The sequence below is a fragment of the Streptomyces sp. NPDC048352 genome (genome assembly GCF_040651895.1).
Lineage (GTDB): Bacteria > Actinomycetota > Actinomycetes > Streptomycetales > Streptomycetaceae > Streptomyces.
Map to the genome: position 1 here is coordinate 12568 of NZ_JBEZKZ010000020.1, position 16990 is coordinate 29557.

Annotated in this window: 19 protein-coding genes, 4 tRNA genes and 1 pseudogene; 17 read left to right on the forward strand and 7 right to left on the reverse strand. The window is 71.2% G+C overall.

Translation table 11 applies throughout. From position 1 onward, the window contains the following. Positions 1-50: 50 nt before the first annotated feature. A pseudogene (locus tag AB0D45_RS13365) lies at positions 51-173 on the reverse strand (SulP family inorganic anion transporter); the annotation flags it as partial. 123 nt (positions 174-296) lie between these two features. Beyond that, the gene (locus tag AB0D45_RS13370; protein ID WP_030298135.1) at positions 297-785 is read right to left on the reverse strand and encodes a YajQ family cyclic di-GMP-binding protein; all 489 of its coding nucleotides are present in this window, start codon (positions 783-785) and stop codon (positions 297-299) included. A gap of 203 nt (positions 786-988) precedes the next feature. On the opposite strand from AB0D45_RS13370, the gene AB0D45_RS13375 reads away from it, so the two are divergent. Beyond that, positions 989-1070 (forward strand) — tRNA-Tyr (locus AB0D45_RS13375). Positions 1071-1165: 95 nt separating this feature from the next. Here the strand turns inward: AB0D45_RS13375 and AB0D45_RS13380 are convergent. Next, entirely contained in the window at positions 1166-1675 is a 510-nt protein-coding gene (locus AB0D45_RS13380) for a hypothetical protein (RefSeq protein WP_362458077.1), read from the reverse strand. A gap of 105 nt (positions 1676-1780) precedes the next feature. Here AB0D45_RS13380 and AB0D45_RS13385 point away from each other — a divergent pair, with 105 nt between their 5' ends. Next, positions 1781-2221 (forward strand): DUF3574 domain-containing protein, encoded by a 441-nt coding sequence (locus AB0D45_RS13385; RefSeq protein WP_362458080.1) that lies wholly within the window; start codon positions 1781-1783, stop codon positions 2219-2221. 39 nt (positions 2222-2260) lie between these two features. Here AB0D45_RS13385 and AB0D45_RS13390 read toward each other — a convergent pair whose 3' ends face one another. Both AB0D45_RS13390 and AB0D45_RS13395 read right to left on the reverse strand, forming a co-directional pair. Continuing rightward, positions 2261-2917, reverse strand: a complete 657-nt coding sequence (locus AB0D45_RS13390; protein ID WP_362458083.1) for an SDR family oxidoreductase — start codon at positions 2915-2917, stop codon at positions 2261-2263. A gap of 55 nt (positions 2918-2972) precedes the next feature. Continuing rightward, positions 2973-4250 carry an amidohydrolase family protein gene (locus AB0D45_RS13395; RefSeq protein WP_362458086.1) on the reverse strand — a complete coding sequence of 426 codons (1278 nt, stop codon included), beginning with the start codon at positions 4248-4250 and terminating at the stop codon, positions 2973-2975. Positions 4251-4556: 306 nt separating this feature from the next. Between AB0D45_RS13395 and AB0D45_RS13400 the strand changes: the two genes are divergently transcribed. The 10 genes from AB0D45_RS13400 (at position 4557) to AB0D45_RS13445 (ending at position 11203) form a co-directional block, all read left to right on the forward strand. Next, positions 4557-4629: transfer RNA gene (locus AB0D45_RS13400), tRNA-Thr, on the forward strand. Positions 4630-4677: 48 nt separating this feature from the next. Continuing rightward, positions 4678-4750 (forward strand) — tRNA-Met (locus tag AB0D45_RS13405). A gap of 88 nt (positions 4751-4838) precedes the next feature. After that, positions 4839-5003, forward strand: coding sequence for a 50S ribosomal protein L33 (gene rpmG, locus AB0D45_RS13410; protein ID WP_003956487.1), 165 nt, complete (start codon positions 4839-4841; stop codon positions 5001-5003). 204 nt (positions 5004-5207) lie between these two features. Continuing rightward, a complete protein-coding gene (locus AB0D45_RS13415; protein WP_362458089.1) occupies positions 5208-5660 on the forward strand; it encodes a MaoC family dehydratase N-terminal domain-containing protein in 453 nt (150 codons plus the stop codon). Between the two features lies 1 nt (position 5661). Beyond that, a complete protein-coding gene (locus AB0D45_RS13420; RefSeq protein ID WP_361606043.1) occupies positions 5662-6090 on the forward strand; it encodes a MaoC family dehydratase in 429 nt (142 codons plus the stop codon). A 973-nt stretch (positions 6091-7063) separates the two neighbouring features. Then, entirely contained in the window at positions 7064-7648 is a 585-nt protein-coding gene (locus AB0D45_RS13425; RefSeq protein ID WP_362458092.1) for a TetR/AcrR family transcriptional regulator, read from the forward strand. Positions 7649-7775: 127 nt separating this feature from the next. Then, positions 7776-9218 (forward strand): DHA2 family efflux MFS transporter permease subunit, encoded by a 1443-nt coding sequence (locus AB0D45_RS13430; protein WP_362458095.1) that lies wholly within the window; start codon positions 7776-7778, stop codon positions 9216-9218. A 31-nt stretch (positions 9219-9249) separates the two neighbouring features. Next, positions 9250-9648 carry a DUF3291 domain-containing protein gene (locus tag AB0D45_RS13435; RefSeq protein ID WP_362458098.1) on the forward strand — a complete coding sequence of 133 codons (399 nt, stop codon included), beginning with the start codon at positions 9250-9252 and terminating at the stop codon, positions 9646-9648. After that, positions 9649-10749: a UDP-N-acetylmuramate dehydrogenase gene (locus AB0D45_RS13440; protein ID WP_362458100.1), complete on the forward strand. Its 1101-nt coding sequence runs from the start codon at positions 9649-9651 to the stop codon at positions 10747-10749. A gap of 1 nt (position 10750) precedes the next feature. Continuing rightward, a complete protein-coding gene (locus AB0D45_RS13445; protein ID WP_362458103.1) occupies positions 10751-11203 on the forward strand; it encodes a hypothetical protein in 453 nt (150 codons plus the stop codon). On the opposite strand, the gene AB0D45_RS13450 is transcribed toward AB0D45_RS13445, so the two are convergent. Next, a complete protein-coding gene (locus tag AB0D45_RS13450; protein ID WP_362458105.1) occupies positions 11157-12176 on the reverse strand; it encodes an adenosine deaminase in 1020 nt (339 codons plus the stop codon). The two genes, AB0D45_RS13445 and AB0D45_RS13450, sit on opposite strands and share 47 nt — an antisense overlap. Before the next feature lie 227 nt (positions 12177-12403). After that, positions 12404-13630, reverse strand: coding sequence for a pyridoxal phosphate-dependent aminotransferase (locus AB0D45_RS13455; protein ID WP_361606064.1), 1227 nt, complete (start codon positions 13628-13630; stop codon positions 12404-12406). A 192-nt stretch (positions 13631-13822) separates the two neighbouring features. On the opposite strand from AB0D45_RS13455, the gene AB0D45_RS13460 reads away from it, so the two are divergent. The 5 genes from AB0D45_RS13460 to rplA all read left to right on the forward strand — a co-directional run bounded on the left by AB0D45_RS13460 (position 13823) and on the right by rplA (position 16725). Further along, positions 13823-13895: transfer RNA gene (locus tag AB0D45_RS13460), tRNA-Trp, on the forward strand. A 105-nt stretch (positions 13896-14000) separates the two neighbouring features. Continuing rightward, positions 14001-14282 carry a preprotein translocase subunit SecE gene (secE, locus tag AB0D45_RS13465; protein WP_361606085.1) on the forward strand — a complete coding sequence of 94 codons (282 nt, stop codon included), beginning with the start codon at positions 14001-14003 and terminating at the stop codon, positions 14280-14282. Positions 14283-14365: 83 nt separating this feature from the next. Continuing rightward, the gene (gene nusG / locus AB0D45_RS13470) at positions 14366-15307 is read left to right on the forward strand and encodes a transcription termination/antitermination protein NusG (RefSeq protein WP_361606067.1); all 942 of its coding nucleotides are present in this window, start codon (positions 14366-14368) and stop codon (positions 15305-15307) included. Positions 15308-15474: 167 nt separating this feature from the next. Next, a complete protein-coding gene (gene rplK / locus AB0D45_RS13475; protein WP_361606070.1) occupies positions 15475-15909 on the forward strand; it encodes a 50S ribosomal protein L11 in 435 nt (144 codons plus the stop codon). 87 nt (positions 15910-15996) lie between these two features. Continuing rightward, positions 15997-16725: a 50S ribosomal protein L1 gene (gene rplA, locus AB0D45_RS13480; RefSeq protein WP_361606073.1), complete on the forward strand. Its 729-nt coding sequence runs from the start codon at positions 15997-15999 to the stop codon at positions 16723-16725. Positions 16726-16990 lie beyond the last annotated feature (265 nt).

Consider the following 16990-nt stretch of genomic DNA (forward strand, 5'->3'; position numbering starts at 1 on the left):
GGGCGTTCCCTAGCCGACGCCCTCCCGGCCCGGCAGCGGCATGCGCTTGCGGCGATCAGCACGAGACCGATACCGGCCAGCGTCCCGTGAACCACGGCGACCGAGATCGCCCGGAACCACCGCCCGAGCCGCAGCACCCCCATGCCCAGCTGGAGCACCCCCGCGGCCAGCACCCTCCCTGCCGTGGCGCCCCATGACGAAGGGCACAACGCGGGCGGCCGCCGGTCAGGCCCGGCGATCGCCCCCGTTGTGCCCCACGGGTCCGCTCAGCGACGTATGCGCAGCTCAGCGGTGGTTCAGCGGTAGTTCACGAACTGGATCGCGAAGTCCAGGTCCTTGCCCTTGAGGAGCGCCTGGACGGCCTGGAGGTCGTCACGGCTCTTGGAGCTGACGCGCAGCTCCTCACCCTGGACCTGGGCCTTGACGCCCTTGGGGCCCTCGTCCCGGATGATCTTCGCGACCTTCTTGGCGTTCTCCTGGGAGATGCCCTCCTCGATCGACGCGAAGATCTTGTACTCCTTGCCGGACAGCTGCGGCTCGCCGGCGTCCAGCGCCTTCAGCGAGATCCCGCGCTTGACCAGCTTCGTCTCGAACACGTCGAGGACGGCCTTGACGCGCTCCTCGGAGTTCGCCTCCATCAGGATCTTCTCGCCGGACCAGGCGATGGTGGCGCCGGTGCCCTTGAAGTCGTAGCGCTGCGAGAGCTCCTTGGCGGCCTGGTTGAGGGCGTTGTCGACCTCCTGCCGCTCGACCTTCGAGACGATGTCGAAACTGGAGTCGGCCATGTGCTGTGGCTCCTTGAAGTCGGCTGTGGTGTGCCCCGGAGGGCGCGTCCGGACATCCCCGGCCCGCTCCGCAAAGCCTAGCCACCGCGCCCACGTGCGGCGCTGATCAATCCGGTGGCGAACCACCCCCGAGCATCGGGTATCGTTTACGTCGTTGCCAGGGAACAACGCCGCAAGGCGGGGGATCCGAGGCGACATCCCATGGCGGTGTGCCCGAGTGGCCAATGGGAGCGGACTGTAAATCCGTCGGCTTAGCCTACCCAGGTTCGAATCCTGGCGCCGCCACGCGAGTGGAACCCCCGTTCATCTGCGGAAGCGCAGTGGACGGGGGTTTCTTCGCATGTCCCGTCCACGGCCGCCCCGCGGCACGGGGCGCGGGCTCAGGGCCGGGGCTCGGTGACCGTCAGGTGGTAGGTCGTGTCGATCCAGAAGCCGTTCGCCGCCGCCGCCTCGATCTCCAGGACGAACTGACCCGGCGGGAGGGGTTCGAGGGCGCACCACAGCCCCCAGGCGACCTGCGGTATGCCCAGGACCGGGAAGGGCTTCGAGGAGAACTCCCGCAGCTTCAGGGGCGAGCTGTTCAGGGCCGCCGATGCCCGGGTGACCTCCAGCCGCCACGGCTTGGTCACGAACGGCACCGCCGTCCGCCTGGTGTTCAGCACCGGGAAGAACAGCGGCCGGCCCGACGGGATGCTGCACCGGCGCACCACCCGCCCGCCGTGCGTACCCGCCAGGAACCACACGCTCCGGGGCTGCCGCCACCCGGCGTACGCGCCCGTCGTGTCCCCCACCGGGCTCTCCCCGTCCGGCGCGGACAGGGCCCACCGCCACCACCGGGCCGCGAGCCGGCCGCCCTCCGCCGCGCTGACGCGCCACTCGCCGTCGCCCATGCCCCACCCCGGAACCCGTACGACCGCCCCCTGCGGCCGATTTCCGGGTGACCCTATCGGCCCCCCGCCACGCACCGAAGCGGGCGACCGGTCGTTTCACGGGGCGTGACATGGACTTCGGACAGACGCGGCAAGGCCGGGGGCGGCGTACTCATCGCCCTGCTCGGCGCCGGGATCCCCGCCCTGGTGGGGGCGGCGCTGCACAGCGACACCGGGCAGCCCTACCGGGAAACCCGGCTGTACTTCGGCACGCAGCGCCCCGACGGACGGCAACCCGTCGCCCAGGGCGAGTTCGGGCGGTTCCTCGACGACGAGGTCACCCCCGCCTTCCCCGAGGGACTGACCCTCCGGGACGGGTCGGGCCAGTGGCGCGGCGAGAACGGCTCCATCGTCCGCGAAAGCTCCTACGAGGTCGTGCTGCTCTACCCCGAGAAGGAGGCCGACGAGCGCGGCGCCCGCGTCGAGCGGATCCGGCAGCAGTACCGCAAGCAGTTCCCGCAGGGCTCGGTCGAACGCTCCGACGCCGCGGTGCAAGCGGGCTTCTGACGGACGGTCGGCGACCCCGCGGCGGCCGGGACCGCCGCGTCAGTTGCCCGCCACGTCCTTCACGGCCACCGACACCGGCGCCGACCCCGAGACGAGCTCCAGCGTCAGGCCGGCCGTCGCCGGGGTCTCGACCAGCTCCGCCAGCACCGCCGCCACGTCATCGCGCGGGACCATGCCCCCGCCCGTGCGGGCCTCCAGCCGGACCAGCCCCGTGCCGGCGTCGTCCGTCAGCCGGCCCGGGCGCAGCACCGTCCACTCCAGCCCCAGCCGGGTTTGCAGGTGCGCGTCCGCGTCGCCCTTCGCGCGCAGGTACACGTCGAAGACCTCGTCGCCCTCGTGCCGGGAGTCGGCGCCCATCGTGGAGACCATCAGGAAGCGGCGCACACGGGCCCGTTCGGCGGCGTCGGCGAACAGCACCGCCGCGTCCCGGTCCACGGTGTCCTTGCGGGCCGCGCCGCTGCCCGGACCGGCCCCGGCGGCGAACACCGCCACGTCCGCGCCCTGCAGGATCCCCGCCACGTGCTCGACCGAGGCCGACTCCAGGTCGCACAGCACCGGTTCGGCACCCGCCTCCCGCAGGTCGCCGCCCTGCTCCGGGTCCCGGATGATGCCCGCGACCTCGTACCCGCGCGCGGCGAGCAGGCGCTCCAGCCGCAGCGCGATCCGACCGTGTCCACCCGCGATGACGATGCGCATGCCCCGACCGTACGACGACCCGGGCGCCCCCGCCCGCGAACAGCCGGGGCGACGATCAGGGCCCCGGCTCCGTACGGCCCTGCCGGGGCAGGTCCAGGGCCACCGCGACCGCGGAGTCGCAGTACTCCCGCACGGCACTCGTACGGGCTACCACGCGCCCCCGGTGGACCACGATGCGGCTGTACGCCAGCGACAGCACCCCGGCGATCCGTTCCCCGCGCACGGCGAGCAGCTCCGCCGGGAAGCCGGCCTCCACCCGCACCTCCGGCAGCCCCATGGTCTCCCGGGCGGCGGCGCTCACCGCCTCGTAGGCCTCGCCCGCACGGAGCCCGCCCTGGGAGGCCAGCAGGTACGCGGCTTCGAGCGGGTCGCCCCGGCCGACCGGGTTCCCGGCGTCCCGCAGGGCCCCGCTGCCGGCCGCGACCCGGACCCCGGCCGCCCGCAGGAGGCGTACCGGGGCGGTGCGCAGGCCTCGCCGCTCCAGCGCCGCGCAGTCGCCCTGGGGCAGGCACGTCACCCGTACGCCCGCCGCCGCGAGCCGGTCGGCGGCGCGGGTGGCCGAGTCCAGCGGGAGCCGGGACAGGCCGCCGCACGGGCCGATGGTCACCCCGGGGCGCAGCCCCCCGGCCATGGCCGCCAGCCGGGCCAGCCGGCCCGGGTCGTCACCGTCGGTGTGCAGGTCCACCGGGCAGCCGTGTTCCGCGGCCAGCTCCAGGACCGCCTCGAGGAAGCCCGTCGGGTCGGGGTCCAGGTCGGGGCAGCCGCCGATCACCGAGGCGCCCATCTTCACGGCGTCGCGCAGCCTGGCGAGCCCGTCGGCGCCGGCCACCCCGGTCAGCAGCCGGGGCACGGCCACCGTGGTCAGGTCGGTGAGCCCGCGCAGGGAGCGGCGGGCCTGGAGCACGGCCTCCATGGGGCCCAGCCCGTGCACGTCGCCGATCCGCACGTGGGAGCGCACGGCGGTGGCGCCGTGGCCGAGCTGGAGCAGCGCCGCCTCGGTGGCCCGGCGCTGCACCTCGTCGGGGGCGTAGGAGACCGGCCCCTCGGCGTCCGCGGTCAGCGCGGTGTCCCCGTGGCCGTGGGGCTCGGCGGGGGCCGGCAGGAGCAGGTAGCCCCGCAGGTCGACCCGGGACAGGGCGGGGGTGGGGAGGCTGCCGGCGGTGCCGACGGCCTGGATGCGGCCGCCGCCGAGCCGGACGTCGACGGTACGGCCGTCGGTGAGCCGCGCCCCGGTCAGCAGGAGCCCCGTGGCCTCGGGGACGGGCCCGCCGAGGGGGCCGCCGACGGGGTGGCGCGGGGAGGGGGAGGGCTGCTGCGGCTGGCTGTCGGACATCGCGCTCCTGCGGTGGCTCGGGCGGTTCCTGTGCCGTGGCCGCAGCCCTCGGCCCAAGATCACGCAGCGTGCTCAGAGCCTAGGGCGCGGGGGTCCCGGGTTCGCGGAAGAGCGCAATAGTCGTACCGGTGTGGTGCCCGTGCGGCTGAGCGGGCTCGGCGGGGCCGCAAGGAGGGCGAGGGGCGTGATCCCCGCCACAAAGGGCGGGGCGGGCGGTCCGGGAAAGACCCGACGGTGTCTTCGGAGCCCAGTCCCCCCAAAGGATTTGGGCGATCGGCAGGCAACCGTGTAATGTCTTCATCGCTCGCCCCAATAGCTCAGTCGGTAGAGCGTCTCCATGGTAAGGAGAAGGTCTGCGGTTCGATTCCGCATTGGGGCTCTGGTGAGAGAGGTTCCCCACCCTCGGGTGGGGAACGGATCTCATCAAAGCGGCGTAGCTCAGTCGGTAGAGCAAGCGGCTCATAATCGCTGTGTCACCGGTTCAAGTCCGGTCGCCGCTACACCCAGTAGCCGATTGCGGGGTCGGTCTCCCGATCGGCTACTCTTTTATGCGTTCATCCGTCCCATAGTCCGTCAAGGAGCACTCACGTGGCTGCCACCGACGTCCGCCCGAAGATCACGCTGGCCTGCGTGGAGTGCAAGGAGCGGAACTACATCACCAAGAAGAACCGGCGTAACAACCCGGACCGTCTTGAGATGAAGAAGCACTGCCCGCGCTGCAACTCGCACACCGCGCACCGCGAGACCCGCTAGTCACTGGCGAAGTCTCGAATATAGGCACCGTCATGAGGTCGTCCCCTTCAATGGGGGCGGCCTCGTGTCGTTTCCGCAGCGGATCTTGATCCGGTCCGCTGCGTACCGGCCCGGGCGCGACCGCTGTGTTCGTTCCGTGCCCCTTCGCACGTGTCCTCGGAACGTGCCCCTTCATCGTGTCCCTGCAACAGGAGGCAGTGAGCCATGGCCCTCGATCAGACCTTCGTGGGGCGGACCTACCCGCCCACCGAGCCGTACGAGGTCGGCCGGGAGAAGATCCGCGAATTCGCGGTCGCGGTGGGTGACGAGAATCCCGTCTACACCGATCCCGAAGCCGCCAAGGCGTTCGGTCACCAGGATGTGATCGCCCCGCCGACTTTCGTGTTCGCCATCACTTTCGCGGCGGCCGGGCAGGTCATCGAGGACCCGCAGCTGGGACTGGACTACAGTCGCGTCGTGCACGGCGACCAGAAGTTCGCGTACGTCCGCCCCGTGCGGGCGGGTGACCGGCTCACCGTGACCTCCACCATCGAGGCCGTGAAGTCGCTCGCCGGCAACGACATCGTCGACATCCGCGGCGAAGTCCACGACGAGTCCGGTGAGCACGTGGTGACCGCGTGGACCAAGCTCGTGTCCCGCGCCCCCGAGGAGGCCTGAGATGACCGCGCAGATCCAGTACGCCGACGTCGAGGTCGGCACCGAGCTCCCGGCGGCGTCCTTCCCCGTGACGCGCGCCACCCTCGTCCGCTACGCCGGCGCCTCGGGTGACTTCAACCCGATCCACTGGAACGAGAAGTTCGCCCAGGAGGTCGGACTGCCGGACGTGATCGCGCACGGCATGTTCACCATGGCCGAGGCGATCCGCGTGGTGACCGACTGGGTGGGCGACCCGGGTGCGGTCGTCGAGTACGGAGTCCGCTTCACCAAGCCGGTCGTCGTCCCGAACGACGACCAGGGCGCGCTGATCGAGGTCACCGCGAAGGTCGCCGCCAAGCTGGAGGACAACCGCGTGCGGGTCGACCTGACGGCGATGAGCGCGGGCCAGAAGGTCCTGGGCATGTCCCGCGCGGTGGTCAAGCTGGCCTGAGCGGCGGGGCGGGGGGCCTCAGGCCGCGGGGTGGGGGCGGGGTTCCGCTGGGCGGTGTCAGAGCCGGTTTGGGGGTTTCCCGTCAGTCCCATCGTCATTCCGTGTCGGGCCGGTCCCTCAAGGGCGCTCCCTTCGGTCGCGTCGCTTCGCGATTTCGCTGCGCTCAACCCTTGACCGACCGTCCCGCCCCGGAAAGCCGAAAGACTGCCGGGAAGCCCCCAAAAGAACGGTCACGGGGGAGAGCTCCCAGGAGCGGCCCCGTCAGGGATGAGGCGAGGGGCCGGGGGCATGGCCCGCCGGGCGCCTGTGGCCCGTCTGGGGCTGGTGAGAAGCCGCCACGAAACCCTTCCCGTCCTGTTTGCCCCCTTTCAGCGGTTGGCGTGAGGGGTGAAGGACTTCTGTCGGAGTCTGCCGACAAAAATGGTGTCCCTAGGGTCCGACAGGCCTCCGAGCCCGCCCCGAAGGGCCCATTTCCCTCCCCGGGGTGCACCGCGTAACGATCCGCTGCGCCCGTCGGCCCCGGACGGGCTTCTGATCACCGTTTGATGCAGGTATCAGCCCCAGACGGCCGGCAGTCGCCGAACCAAGAGGAGCACGTAGCGATCTGTCGCGCCTGGGCGCTTCCTCGCGCTGCTCTGGTCGCTGTTCGGTGGGGGTTGTGGCCCCTGACCCCTCGCCTCGTCCCTGACGGGGCCGCTCCTGATCGATGTCCCTGGTGACCGTTCTTTTGGGGGGTTCCCGGCAGTCTTTCGGCTTTCCGGGGCGGGCTGGTCGGTCAAGGGTCGCCGAAGGCGATCGCGTAGCGACGCGACGAAGGAGCGCCCTTGAGGGACCGGCACGAACCGGAATGACGATGGGACTGACGGGAAACCCCCAAGCCATCCCTGAGACCGCCCCGCCGAAACCCCGCTCGCCCGACCCCGCCCCGCCCCACCCCTTGACTCGGTTAGTGATTGAGTACTAACTTACAACCATGGCAAGGATGAGTGCGGACGAGCGGCGTGAGAGCGTCATTCGCGCGGCGATCCACGAGTTCGCGCGCGGCGGCTACTACGGGACCTCCACCGAGGCGATCGCCAAGCGGGTCGGGGTTTCGCAGCCGTACCTCTTCCGGCTGTTCCCGAACAAGCAGGCCATCTTCCTCGCGGCCGCCGCCCGCTGCCTGAAGCGCACCCGGGAGGTGTTCGCCGAGGCCGTCGAGGGGCTGAGCGGGGAGGACGCCGAGCGTGCCATGGCCGAGGCCTACACCCGGCACATCGCCGACGACCCGCAGATCGTGCAGATGCAGCTCCAGATGTACGTCACCGTCGCCGCCGCCGAGGCGGCCGGGGACCGGGAGCTCGGTGAGCTCGTACGGGCCGGCTGGCTGGAGCTGTGGGACACCGTGAAGGTTCCCCTGGGTGGGGACGTCAGGGAGACGACCACCTTCATGGCCTACGGGATGCTCATCAACACCCTGACCGCGATGGGGTTCCCGTCCGGGCACCGCATCTGGGAGGGGTTCCACACGCCCGCCCGCAGCGCGCCCACCCAGGCCCAGTCCAGCCCGGGGCAGTAGGCCCCCAGGGCCCCCGGCCCCCCGGGCCTGAGGCCCCGCCCCGCGGCCGCCCCGGCCCCAGGGCCCCCGGCCCTTCCCTGCCCACGAAAGTTAGTCAGCAATAACTAACAACCCTCAGGGGGAAACCGTGACCCAGCCAGCCGAGACCACGCTCCGCCCGCCCGCGATATGGGCCCTCGTGCTCACCGGGGCCGCCAGCTTCATGGCCGCCCTCGACAACCTCGTCGTCACCACCGCCCTCCCCGCCATCCGGAACGACCTCGGCGGCAAGCTGGAGGACCTGGAGTGGACGGTGAACGCCTACACGCTCACCTTCGCCGTCCTGCTCATGTTCGGCTCCGCCCTCGGTGACCGATTCGGCCGGCGGCGGCTCTTCGTCACCGGGCTCCTGGTCTTCACCGGCGCCTCCGCCGCGGCCGCCCTCGCGTCCGGGATCGGACAGCTCATCGCCGCCCGCGCCGTGCAGGGCGTCGGCGCGGCGATCATGATGCCGCTCAGCCTCACCCTGCTCACCGCCGCCGTCCCCGCCGCCCGGCGGGGGATGGCCCTGGGGATCTACGGGGCCGTCGGCGGGCTCGCCGTCGCCAGCGGTCCCCTCGTCGGAGGCAGCCTCACCGAGCACATCTCCTGGCAGTGGATCTTCTGGCTCAACGTGCCCATCGGCCTGGCCCTGGTCCCGCTCGCCCGCCTGCGCCTCGCCGAGTCCACCGCCCCGGACTCCCGTCTCGACGTCCCCGGCACCCTGCTGATCAGCGGCGGCCTCTTCGGCGTCGTCTACGGCCTGGTCAACGCCAACGCCCACGGCTGGACCAGCGCCCCCGTCCTGACCGGCCTCATCGCGGGCAGTGCGCTCATCGGCGGCTTCGTCCACCACGGCTTCCACAACGCGAACCCCATGCTCCCCATGCGGCTGTTCCGCAGCCGCGGCTTCTTCGGGATCAACATCGCCAGCCTGCTGATGTACCTCGGCATGTTCGGGTCGATCTTCCTGCTCAGCCAGTTCCTCCAGGGTGTCGCCGGCTACTCGCCCACCCAGGCCGGACTGCGGATGCTCCCCTGGACCGGGATGGCGGTCCTCGTCGCCCCGATCGCGGGGGTGCTGTCCGACCGGATCGGCGGCCGGCCCGTCGTCGTCGCCGGGCTGGCCCTCCAGGCGCTCGGGCTCGGCTGGTTCGCGGTGATCCTGAGCCCGGACGTCTCGTACGCCGCCCAGCTCCCGGCGCTCGTCCTGAGCGGCATCGGGATGTCCCTGTACTTCGCCCCCGCCAACAACGTGCTGATGTCCACCGTCACCCCCGCCGACCAGGGCAAGGCCTCCGGCGCCAACAACGCCCTGCGCGAGGTCGGCGGCGCCCTCGGCGTGGCGGTGCTCGCCTCCGTCTTCTCCGCCCGGGGCGGCTACGAGACCCCGCAGACCTTCACCGACGGCACCGTCCCCGCCCTGTGGATCGGCGCCGCCGCGGTGGCCCTGGCCGCCGCCCTCGCCCTGCTGCTCCCGCGCAGGGCGAAGACCACCCCGGCCGTCACCCCCGAAACCGTGACCGTCCCCGCCCCGGTCCGGGCCGGCTGAGCCCCACCCGACCAGCGAAGGAGAACCCGTCATGCCCGACATCCCCTGGTCCACGCCCACCCAGGCCGCCCCCGGCGCCGAGGTCTACGTCATGGCCTCCCGCTTCGAGACCGCGACCCTCGCCGGCGCCGTGAAGTTCTTCCTCAAGGCGCCCGGCATCATCCGCCAGATCCGCAAGGCACCCGGCGCCCACGGCGTGGCCCTGCGGGCCCGCGTCCTGGACCGCACCTTCCTCACCCTCTCCGCCTGGGAGGACCGGGACGCCCTCTACCGCTTCGCCCGCAGCGAGCCGCACCGCTCCGGCTCCCGAGCCGCCAGCGCGTACATGAAGGAGTCCGCCTTCACCTTCTGGACCGTCCCCGCCTCGGAACTCCCCCTCGGCTGGCCCGAGGCCGAACGCCGTCTGGCCGAGCGGAACCAGGCCCACTGAGTGCCCCGCCGGGACGCGAGGGGGACGGACCGTACTCTTGTGCACGTGCAGGAACTCCACGATGCCCCCCTCGCCCCGCTGACCACCTTCCGCCTCGGCGGCCCCGCGGCCCGGCTGGTCACCGCGACCACCGACGCCGAAGTCGTCGAAACCGTCCGCGCCGCGGACGCGAGCGGCACCCCGCTGCTGGTCATCGGCGGCGGCAGCAACCTGGTCATCGGCGACCAGGGCTTCGACGGCACAGCCCTGCGCATCGCCACCACCGGATTCCGGCTCGACGGCACCACCCTGGAGCTGGCGGCCGGCGAGAACTGGAGCGACGCCGTCACCCGCACCGTCGAGGCCGGGCTCGCCGGCGTCGAGTGCCTCGCGGGGATCCCCGGCTCGGCCGGCGCGACCCCGATCCAGAACGTCGGGGCGTACGGCCAGGAGGTGTGCGACACCATCACCGAGGTCGTCGCCTACGACCGCACCACCGGCGAGACGGTCACCCTGACCGCCGCCGAATGCGCCTTCCGCTACCGCAACAGCACCTTCAAGGACCAGCCCGACCGCTACGTCGTCCTGCGCGTGCGCTTCGCCCTGGAGGACGCGGGCGGCCTCTCGGCCCCGATCAAGTACCCCGAGACGGCCCGCGCCCTCGGCGTCGAGGCCGGCGACCGCGTCCCGGCCGCCCTCGCCCGCGAGACCGTCCTGCGCCTGCGCGCCGGCAAGGGCATGGTCCTCGACCCCGCCGACCACGACACCTGGTCGGCCGGCTCCTTCTTCCACAACCCGATCCTCACGGACGAGGCCTACGCGGCCTTCCTGGCCCGCGTCCAGGACCGCCTCGGCGCCGACACCACCCCGCCCGCCTACCCGGCCGGTGAAGGCCGTACGAAGACCAGCGCGGCCTGGCTGATCGACAAGGCCGGCTTCACCAAGGGCTACGGCAGCGGCCCCGCACGCATCTCCACCAAGCACACCCTCGCCCTCACCAACCGGGGCGCGGCCACGACCGAGGACCTGCTGACCCTCGCCCGGGAGGTCGTCGCGGGCGTCCACGCGGCGTTCGGCGTCACCCTCGTCAACGAGCCGGTGACGGTCGGCGTCACCATCTGACATGCACTGCCCCCTGCACGGGGCCGGTACGGACCCCACACGACTGGTGGGGCGCGAGATCCGCCGGGTCGTCGCGTCCTGGCACATCTGCGAGGGCGAGCGCTCCGAGGCACCGCTCGACGTCTGGCTGATCGACAGCGCCGGCGAGACCACGCGCATCACCACCGGGTCGGACCAGTGCCTCATCGTGGAGCGCGCCGAGCCGCACGGGCCCTACGACCTGGGGGAGTGGGGCCGGATCGAAGTCGGCGAGGACCTCGGCGAGCACCCCTTCCTGCGCCACCTCGGCCAGACCGTCGAGTCGGTCGCCGAGTTCGCGCTGCCCGAGCAGGGCCGCACCCACCTGGAGATCGGCTTCCCCGACGGCCACCGGGTCCGGGCCGACTGCCACGAGGGGGACCTGCGGCTCACCCGGCCAGCCAGTGGTCGATGCCGTCCAGCAGCTTGTTCTTGACCTCCTCCGGCGCGGCCGAGCCGCGCACCGACTGACGGGCCAGCTCGGCCAGCTCCGCGTCCGTGAAGGCGTGGTGGCGGCGGGCGATCTCGTACTGGGCCGCGAGCCGGGACCCGAAGAGCAGCGGGTCGTCGGCGCCCAGGGCCATGGGCACCCCGGCCTCGAAGAGGGTGCGCAGCGGTACGTCCTCGGGCCGCTCGTAGACGCCGAGCGCGACGTTGGAGGCGGGGCAGACCTCGCAGGTGACCTGCCGGTCGGCGAGCCGCTTCAGCAGCCGGGGGTCCTCGGCGGCCCGTACGCCGTGCCCGATGCGGGAGGCGTGCAGGTCGTCGAGGCAGTCGCGGACGGAGGCGGGGCCCGTCAGCTCGCCGCCGTGCGGGGCCGCGAGGAGGCCGCCGTCGCGGGCGATGGCGAAGGCCCGGTCGAAGTCGCGGGCCATGCCGCGGCGCTCGTCGTTGGAGAGCCCGAAGCCGACGATGCCGCGGTCGGCGTAGCGGACGGCGAGGCGGGCGAGGGTGCGGGCGTCCAGGGGGTGCTTCATGCGGTTGGCCGCGATGAGGACCCGCATGCCGAGGCCGGTCTCGCGGGAGGCGCTGTCGACGGCGTCGAGGATGACCTCGACGGCCGGGATCATGCCGCCGAGGAGGGGCGCGTAGGAGGTGGGGTCGACCTGGATCTCCAGCCAGCCGCTGCCGTCCCGTACGTCTTCCTCGGCGGCCTCGCGCACCAGCCGCCGGATGTCCTCGGGCTCGCGCAGGCAGCTCCGGGCGGCGTCGTAGAGGCGCTGGAAGCGGAACCAGCCGCGCTCGTCGGTGGCGCGCAGCTTGGGCGGTTCCCCGGCGGTCAGGGCGTCGGGGAGGCGGACGCCGTACTTGTCAGCGAGCTCCAGCAGGGTCGACGGGCGCATCGAGCCGGTGAAGTGCAGGTGGAGGTGGGCTTTCGGCAGAAGCGTGAGATCGCGTACGTGCTCCATCTGGTGATCCTGCCGTACCGCGGCGCTGGGCGGGAGGGGGTTTTACCTTTCGGGGGCTTGTCCGAACGCGTGCCCGGGTCCGGTGGCCCCCCGCGGGTCGGCTTCCGGGGCTCCGCCCCGCGCCCCGCGCCTCAAACGCCGGCGAGGCTGAAATGCGGGCCGGATGTGCCTGAGCGGCGCTTCCCCCGGTGGGGGAGGCGCCGCTCAGGGGTGGGCCGGCGTCCGCGTTAGGCCTTGGCCTCCGCGAGGAGCTTCTGGACGCGGGACACGCCCTCGACCAGGTCCTCGTCGCCCAGGGCGTACGACAGGCGCAGGTAGCCGGGGGTGCCGAAGGCCTCGCCCGGGACGACCGCGACCTCGGCCTCGTCGAGGATCAGCGCGGCGAGCTCGACCGAGGTCTGCGGGCGCTTGCCGCGGATCTCCTTGCCCAGCAGCTCCTTGACCGACGGGTACGCGTAGAACGCGCCCTCGGGGGTCGGGCAGAAGACGCCGTCGATCTCGTTGAGCATCTTCACCATGGTCTGGCGGCGGCGGTCGAAGGCCTTGCGCATCTCGGCGACGGCGTCCAGGTTGCCGGAGACGGCGGCCAGCGCGGCGACCTGGGCGACGTTGGAGACGTTGGAGGTGGCGTGCGACTGGAGGTTGGTCGCGGCCTTGATGACGTCCTGCGGGGCGATGACCCAGCCCACGCGCCAGCCGGTCATGGCGTACGTCTTGGCGACGCCGTTGACGATGATGCACTTGTCGCGCAGGGCCGGGACCAGCACGGGGAGCGAGGTGAACTTCGCGTCGCCGTAGACGAGGTGCTCGTAGATCTCGTCGGTCAGCACCCACAGGCCGTGCTCGGCCGCCCACTCGCCGATGGCGCGGGCGTCGTCCTCGCTGTAGACGGCGCCGGTCGGGTTGGACGGGGAGACGAACAGGACGACCTTGGTGCGCTCGGTGCGCGCGGCCTCGAGCTGCTCGACGGAGACCCGGTAACCGGTGGTCTCGTCGGCGACGACCTCCACCGGGACACCGCCGGCGAGGCGGATCGACTCGGGGTAGGTGGTCCAGTAGGGGGCCGGGACGATGACCTCGTCGCCCGGGTCGAGGATCGCGGCGAAGGCCTCGTAGATGGCCTGCTTGCCGCCGTTGGTCACCAGGACCTGGGAGGCGTCGACCTCGTAGCCGGAGTCGCGCAGCGTCTTGGCGGCGATGGCCTTCTTCAGCTCGGGCAGGCCGCCGGCCGGGGTGTAGCGGTGGAACTTCGGGTCGCGGCAGGCCTCGACCGCCGCCTCGACGATGTAGTCCGGCGTCGGGAAGTCGGGCTCGCCCGCGCCGAAGCCGATGACCGGTCGGCCGGCGGCCTTGAGGGCCTTGGCCTTGGCGTCGACGGCGAGGGTGGCGGACTCGGAAATGGCGCCGATGCGGGCAGACACCCGGCGCTCGGAGGAAGGCGTTGCAGAGGTCATGGGGCCAATCGTCCCAGACGGCCGAGAAGCGCCGCACACCGTTTCAGTTACCGGACGGAGCAGATCCGGATGTCTTCTGTTCGACGTCAGGGCCCGGACCACGTACACTCACCTGTCGTTGGTCCTCAACAGCCGCCCCGGAGCGTGAGCACTCCGTGCACTCGCTCGGATGCGGTAGGTTGGGGAACGCAAAGGGTCGTAGCTCAATTGGTAGAGCACTGGTCTCCAAAACCAGCGGTTGGGGGTTCGAGTCCCTCCGGCCCTGCTTCACACTCCTTCTCGGACGTGTGCGCAGGTACGTACTTCGATGCAACGCCGTGCGGCGCAACCGGGCGCGGCTACGGCCACGACCCGGATTCAGGTGAGAGACGTGACGGACGCCCTGGGCTCCATCGACATGCCTGACGCCGAGAGCGACACTCGAGAGAAGAAGGCCCGCAAGGGCGGCAAGCGCGGGAAGAAGGGCCCCCTGGGGCGCCTCGCGCTTTTCTACCGCCAGATCGTCGCGGAACTCCGCAAGGTCGTCTGGCCCACCCGGAACCAGCTCACGACGTACACCACCGTGGTGATCGTCTTCGTCGTCATCATGATCGGTCTGGTGACCGTGATTGACTATGGGTTCCAGGAAGCCATCAAGTTCGTCTTCGGCTGATCCCCGCGGAGGGCGGCGCCTGATGGGTGCCGCCCGTTTTCGCATGTTCCACCACCTTTTGTATCCAGGAAGAAGCAGCCACCGTGTCTGACCCGAACCTGAACGTGAGCCACGACTCCGTCGAGTCCGTCGAGGACGAGCTCGACATCGTCGAGGCGGCGGACGCTGTGGACCCCGACGAGGCCGAGCTCGCCGACGCCGAAGCCGGCGCCGCCGCGGAGGAAGCCGCCCTGCACGTCGAGGACGAGGTCGACGCCGAGGCTGATGGCGCCGAGGCCGAAGAGGCCGCCGACGCCGACATCGCCGACGAGATCGCCGACGAGGACGCCGAGGACGAGGCCGACATCGAGGCCGTCGAGGCCGAGGCCGAGGCCGACGAGGAAGCCCCGGCCGAGCCGGCGGAGCCCGTCGACCCCATCCAGGCCCTCCGCGAGGAGCTGCGCCTGCTCCCCGGTGAGTGGTACGTGATCCACACCTACGCGGGCTACGAGAAGCGCGTGAAGGCCAACCTGGAGCAGCGCGCCGTCTCGCTGAACGTCGAGGAGTTCATCTACCAGGCCGAGGTGCCCGAGGAAGAGATCGTCCAGATCAAGAACGGCGAGCGCAAGAACGTCCGGCAGAACAAGCTGCCCGGTTACGTTCTCGTCCGCATGGATCTGACGAACGAGTCCTGGGGCGTCGTCCGCAACACCCCGGGTGTCACCGGCTTCGTCGGCAACGCGTACGACCCGTACCCGCTGACCCTCGACGAGATCGTCAAGATGCTCGCCCCCGAGGCGCAGGAGAAGGCCGCCAAGCAGGCTGCCGAAGAGGCCGGCCTGCCCGCGCCCGCCGTCAAGCGCACCATCGAGGTCCTGGACTTCGAGGTCGGCGACTCGGTCACCGTCACCGACGGCCCGTTCGCCACGCTCCAGGCGACGATCAACGAGATCAACCCGGACTCGAAGAAGGTCAAGGGCCTCGTCGAGATCTTCGGCCGCGAGACCCCGGTCGAGCTCAGCTTCGACCAGATCCAGAAGAACTGATCTTCCGGACCAAACGCTTCCGAATCAGGTCAGACCAGCCCGTCAAGGGCGGTCTGACCTGCTCGGTTTTTAGCCCCGCACTGATACCCGTTATCGTGGTGCGGTATGCCTCCATCCGGATGACCGGAAGGACGGCTGAAAACTCTCACTAGGACCCGGAGAGAGCAATGCCTCCCAAGAAGAAGAAGGTCACGGGGCTTATCAAGCTCCAGATCAAGGCCGGTGCGGCCAACCCGGCTCCGCCGGTCGGCCCCGCGCTCGGTCAGCACGGCGTCAACATCATGGAGTTCTGCAAGGCCTACAACGCCGCGACCGAGTCGCAGCGTGGCATGGTCGTGCCGGTGGAGATCACGGTCTACGAGGACCGCTCCTTCACCTTCATCACCAAGACCCCGCCGGCCGCGCGCCTCATCCTGAAGAGCGCGGGCGTCGAGAAGGGCTCCGGCGAGCCGCACAAGACCAAGGTCGCGAAGCTCACGCGTGACCAGGTCCGCGAGATCGCCACGATCAAGATGCCCGACCTCAACGCGAACGACATCGACGCCGCCGAGAAGATCATCGCCGGCACCGCCCGTTCGATGGGTATCACGGTCGAGGGCTGATCCAGCCCCCTCGCAGTCCCCAGTGGTAGGACCAAGCGCTGGTCCGCACCACGACTCCACGCCTGAAGTACTTACACAGGAGCAGAAGTGAAGCGCAGCAAGACTCTCCGCGCTGCGGACGCCAAGATCGACCGGGAGAAGCTCTACGCTCCCCTCGAGGCCGTCCGTCTCGCCAAGGACACCAGCACCACCAAGTTCGACTCCACCGTCGAGGTTGCCTTCCGCCTGGGTGTCGACCCGCGCAAGGCCGACCAGATGGTCCGCGGCACCGTGAACCTCCCGCACGGCACCGGCAAGACCGCCCGGGTCCTGGTCTTCGCGACCGGTGACCGTGCTGCGGCCGCGGAAGCCGCCGGCGCCGACATCGTCGGCGACGACGAGCTGATCAACGAGATCGCCAAGGGCAACCGCCTCAACGAGTTCGACGCCGTCGTGGCCACCCCGGACCTCATGGGCAAGGTCGGCCGCCTCGGCCGCGTGCTCGGTCCGCGTGGTCTCATGCCGAACCCGAAGACCGGCACCGTCACCATGGACGTCGCCAAGGCTGTCACCGACATCAAGGGTGGCAAGATCGAGTTCCGCGTCGACAAGCACTCGAACCTGCACTTCATCATCGGCAAGGTCTCCTTCTCCGATGAGCAGCTGGTCGAGAACTACGCGGCGGCCCTGGACGAGATCATCCGTCTGAAGCCGTCCGCCGCCAAGGGCCGCTACATCAAGAAGGCCGCCCTGAGCACCACGATGGGCCCCGGCATCCAGCTGGACTCCAACCGCACCCGGAACCTCCTCGTCGAGGAAGACCCGGCCGCGGTCTGAGCCTCACGGCTCGCCTGAGTGGCTGAACGGGCCCTCCACTCCCCTCGCGGGGAGCGGAGGGCCCGTTCTTCGTGTTCCGCGCCCGTCGGATGGGGCGCATGCCCGGGCGGGCCACGACGGCCCGCGAGGACGGGAGAGGGCGGGAGAGGACGGGAAGACGGCCGACGGGCCGTGCGGCGGCCGCGTCCTCCTCGCAGGCCTCCCCGCCCGCCCTGGGGGCCGGCGGGGGCGCGGGGGCGGCTCCGCCGTACGGGCGGATTTGCAC

Bases quoted from the DNA above. Each gene is read 5' to 3' on its own strand.
- AB0D45_RS13445 (WP_362458103.1), top strand. From the start codon at position 10,751: ATGCACTGCCCCCTGCACGGGGCCGGTACGGACCCCACACGACTGGTG.
- AB0D45_RS13395 (WP_362458086.1), bottom strand. From the start codon at position 4,250: ATGTCCGACAGCCAGCCGCAGCAGCCCTCCCCCTCCCCGCGCCACCCC.
- AB0D45_RS13370 (WP_030298135.1), bottom strand. From the start codon at position 785: ATGGCCGACTCCAGTTTCGACATCGTCTCGAAGGTCGAGCGGCAGGAG.
- AB0D45_RS13380 (WP_362458077.1), bottom strand. From the start codon at position 1,675: ATGGGCGACGGCGAGTGGCGCGTCAGCGCGGCGGAGGGCGGCCGGCTC.
- AB0D45_RS13390 (WP_362458083.1), bottom strand. From the start codon at position 2,917: ATGCGCATCGTCATCGCGGGTGGACACGGTCGGATCGCGCTGCGGCTG.
- AB0D45_RS13415 (WP_362458089.1), top strand. From the start codon at position 5,208: ATGGCCCTCGATCAGACCTTCGTGGGGCGGACCTACCCGCCCACCGAG.
- AB0D45_RS13435 (WP_362458098.1), top strand. From the start codon at position 9,250: ATGCCCGACATCCCCTGGTCCACGCCCACCCAGGCCGCCCCCGGCGCC.
- AB0D45_RS13455 (WP_361606064.1), bottom strand. From the start codon at position 13,630: ATGACCTCTGCAACGCCTTCCTCCGAGCGCCGGGTGTCTGCCCGCATC.
- AB0D45_RS13425 (WP_362458092.1), top strand. From the start codon at position 7,064: ATGGCAAGGATGAGTGCGGACGAGCGGCGTGAGAGCGTCATTCGCGCG.
- rplK (WP_361606070.1), top strand. From the start codon at position 15,475: ATGCCTCCCAAGAAGAAGAAGGTCACGGGGCTTATCAAGCTCCAGATC.
- AB0D45_RS13450 (WP_362458105.1), bottom strand. From the start codon at position 12,176: ATGGAGCACGTACGCGATCTCACGCTTCTGCCGAAAGCCCACCTCCAC.
- AB0D45_RS13420 (WP_361606043.1), top strand. From the start codon at position 5,662: ATGACCGCGCAGATCCAGTACGCCGACGTCGAGGTCGGCACCGAGCTC.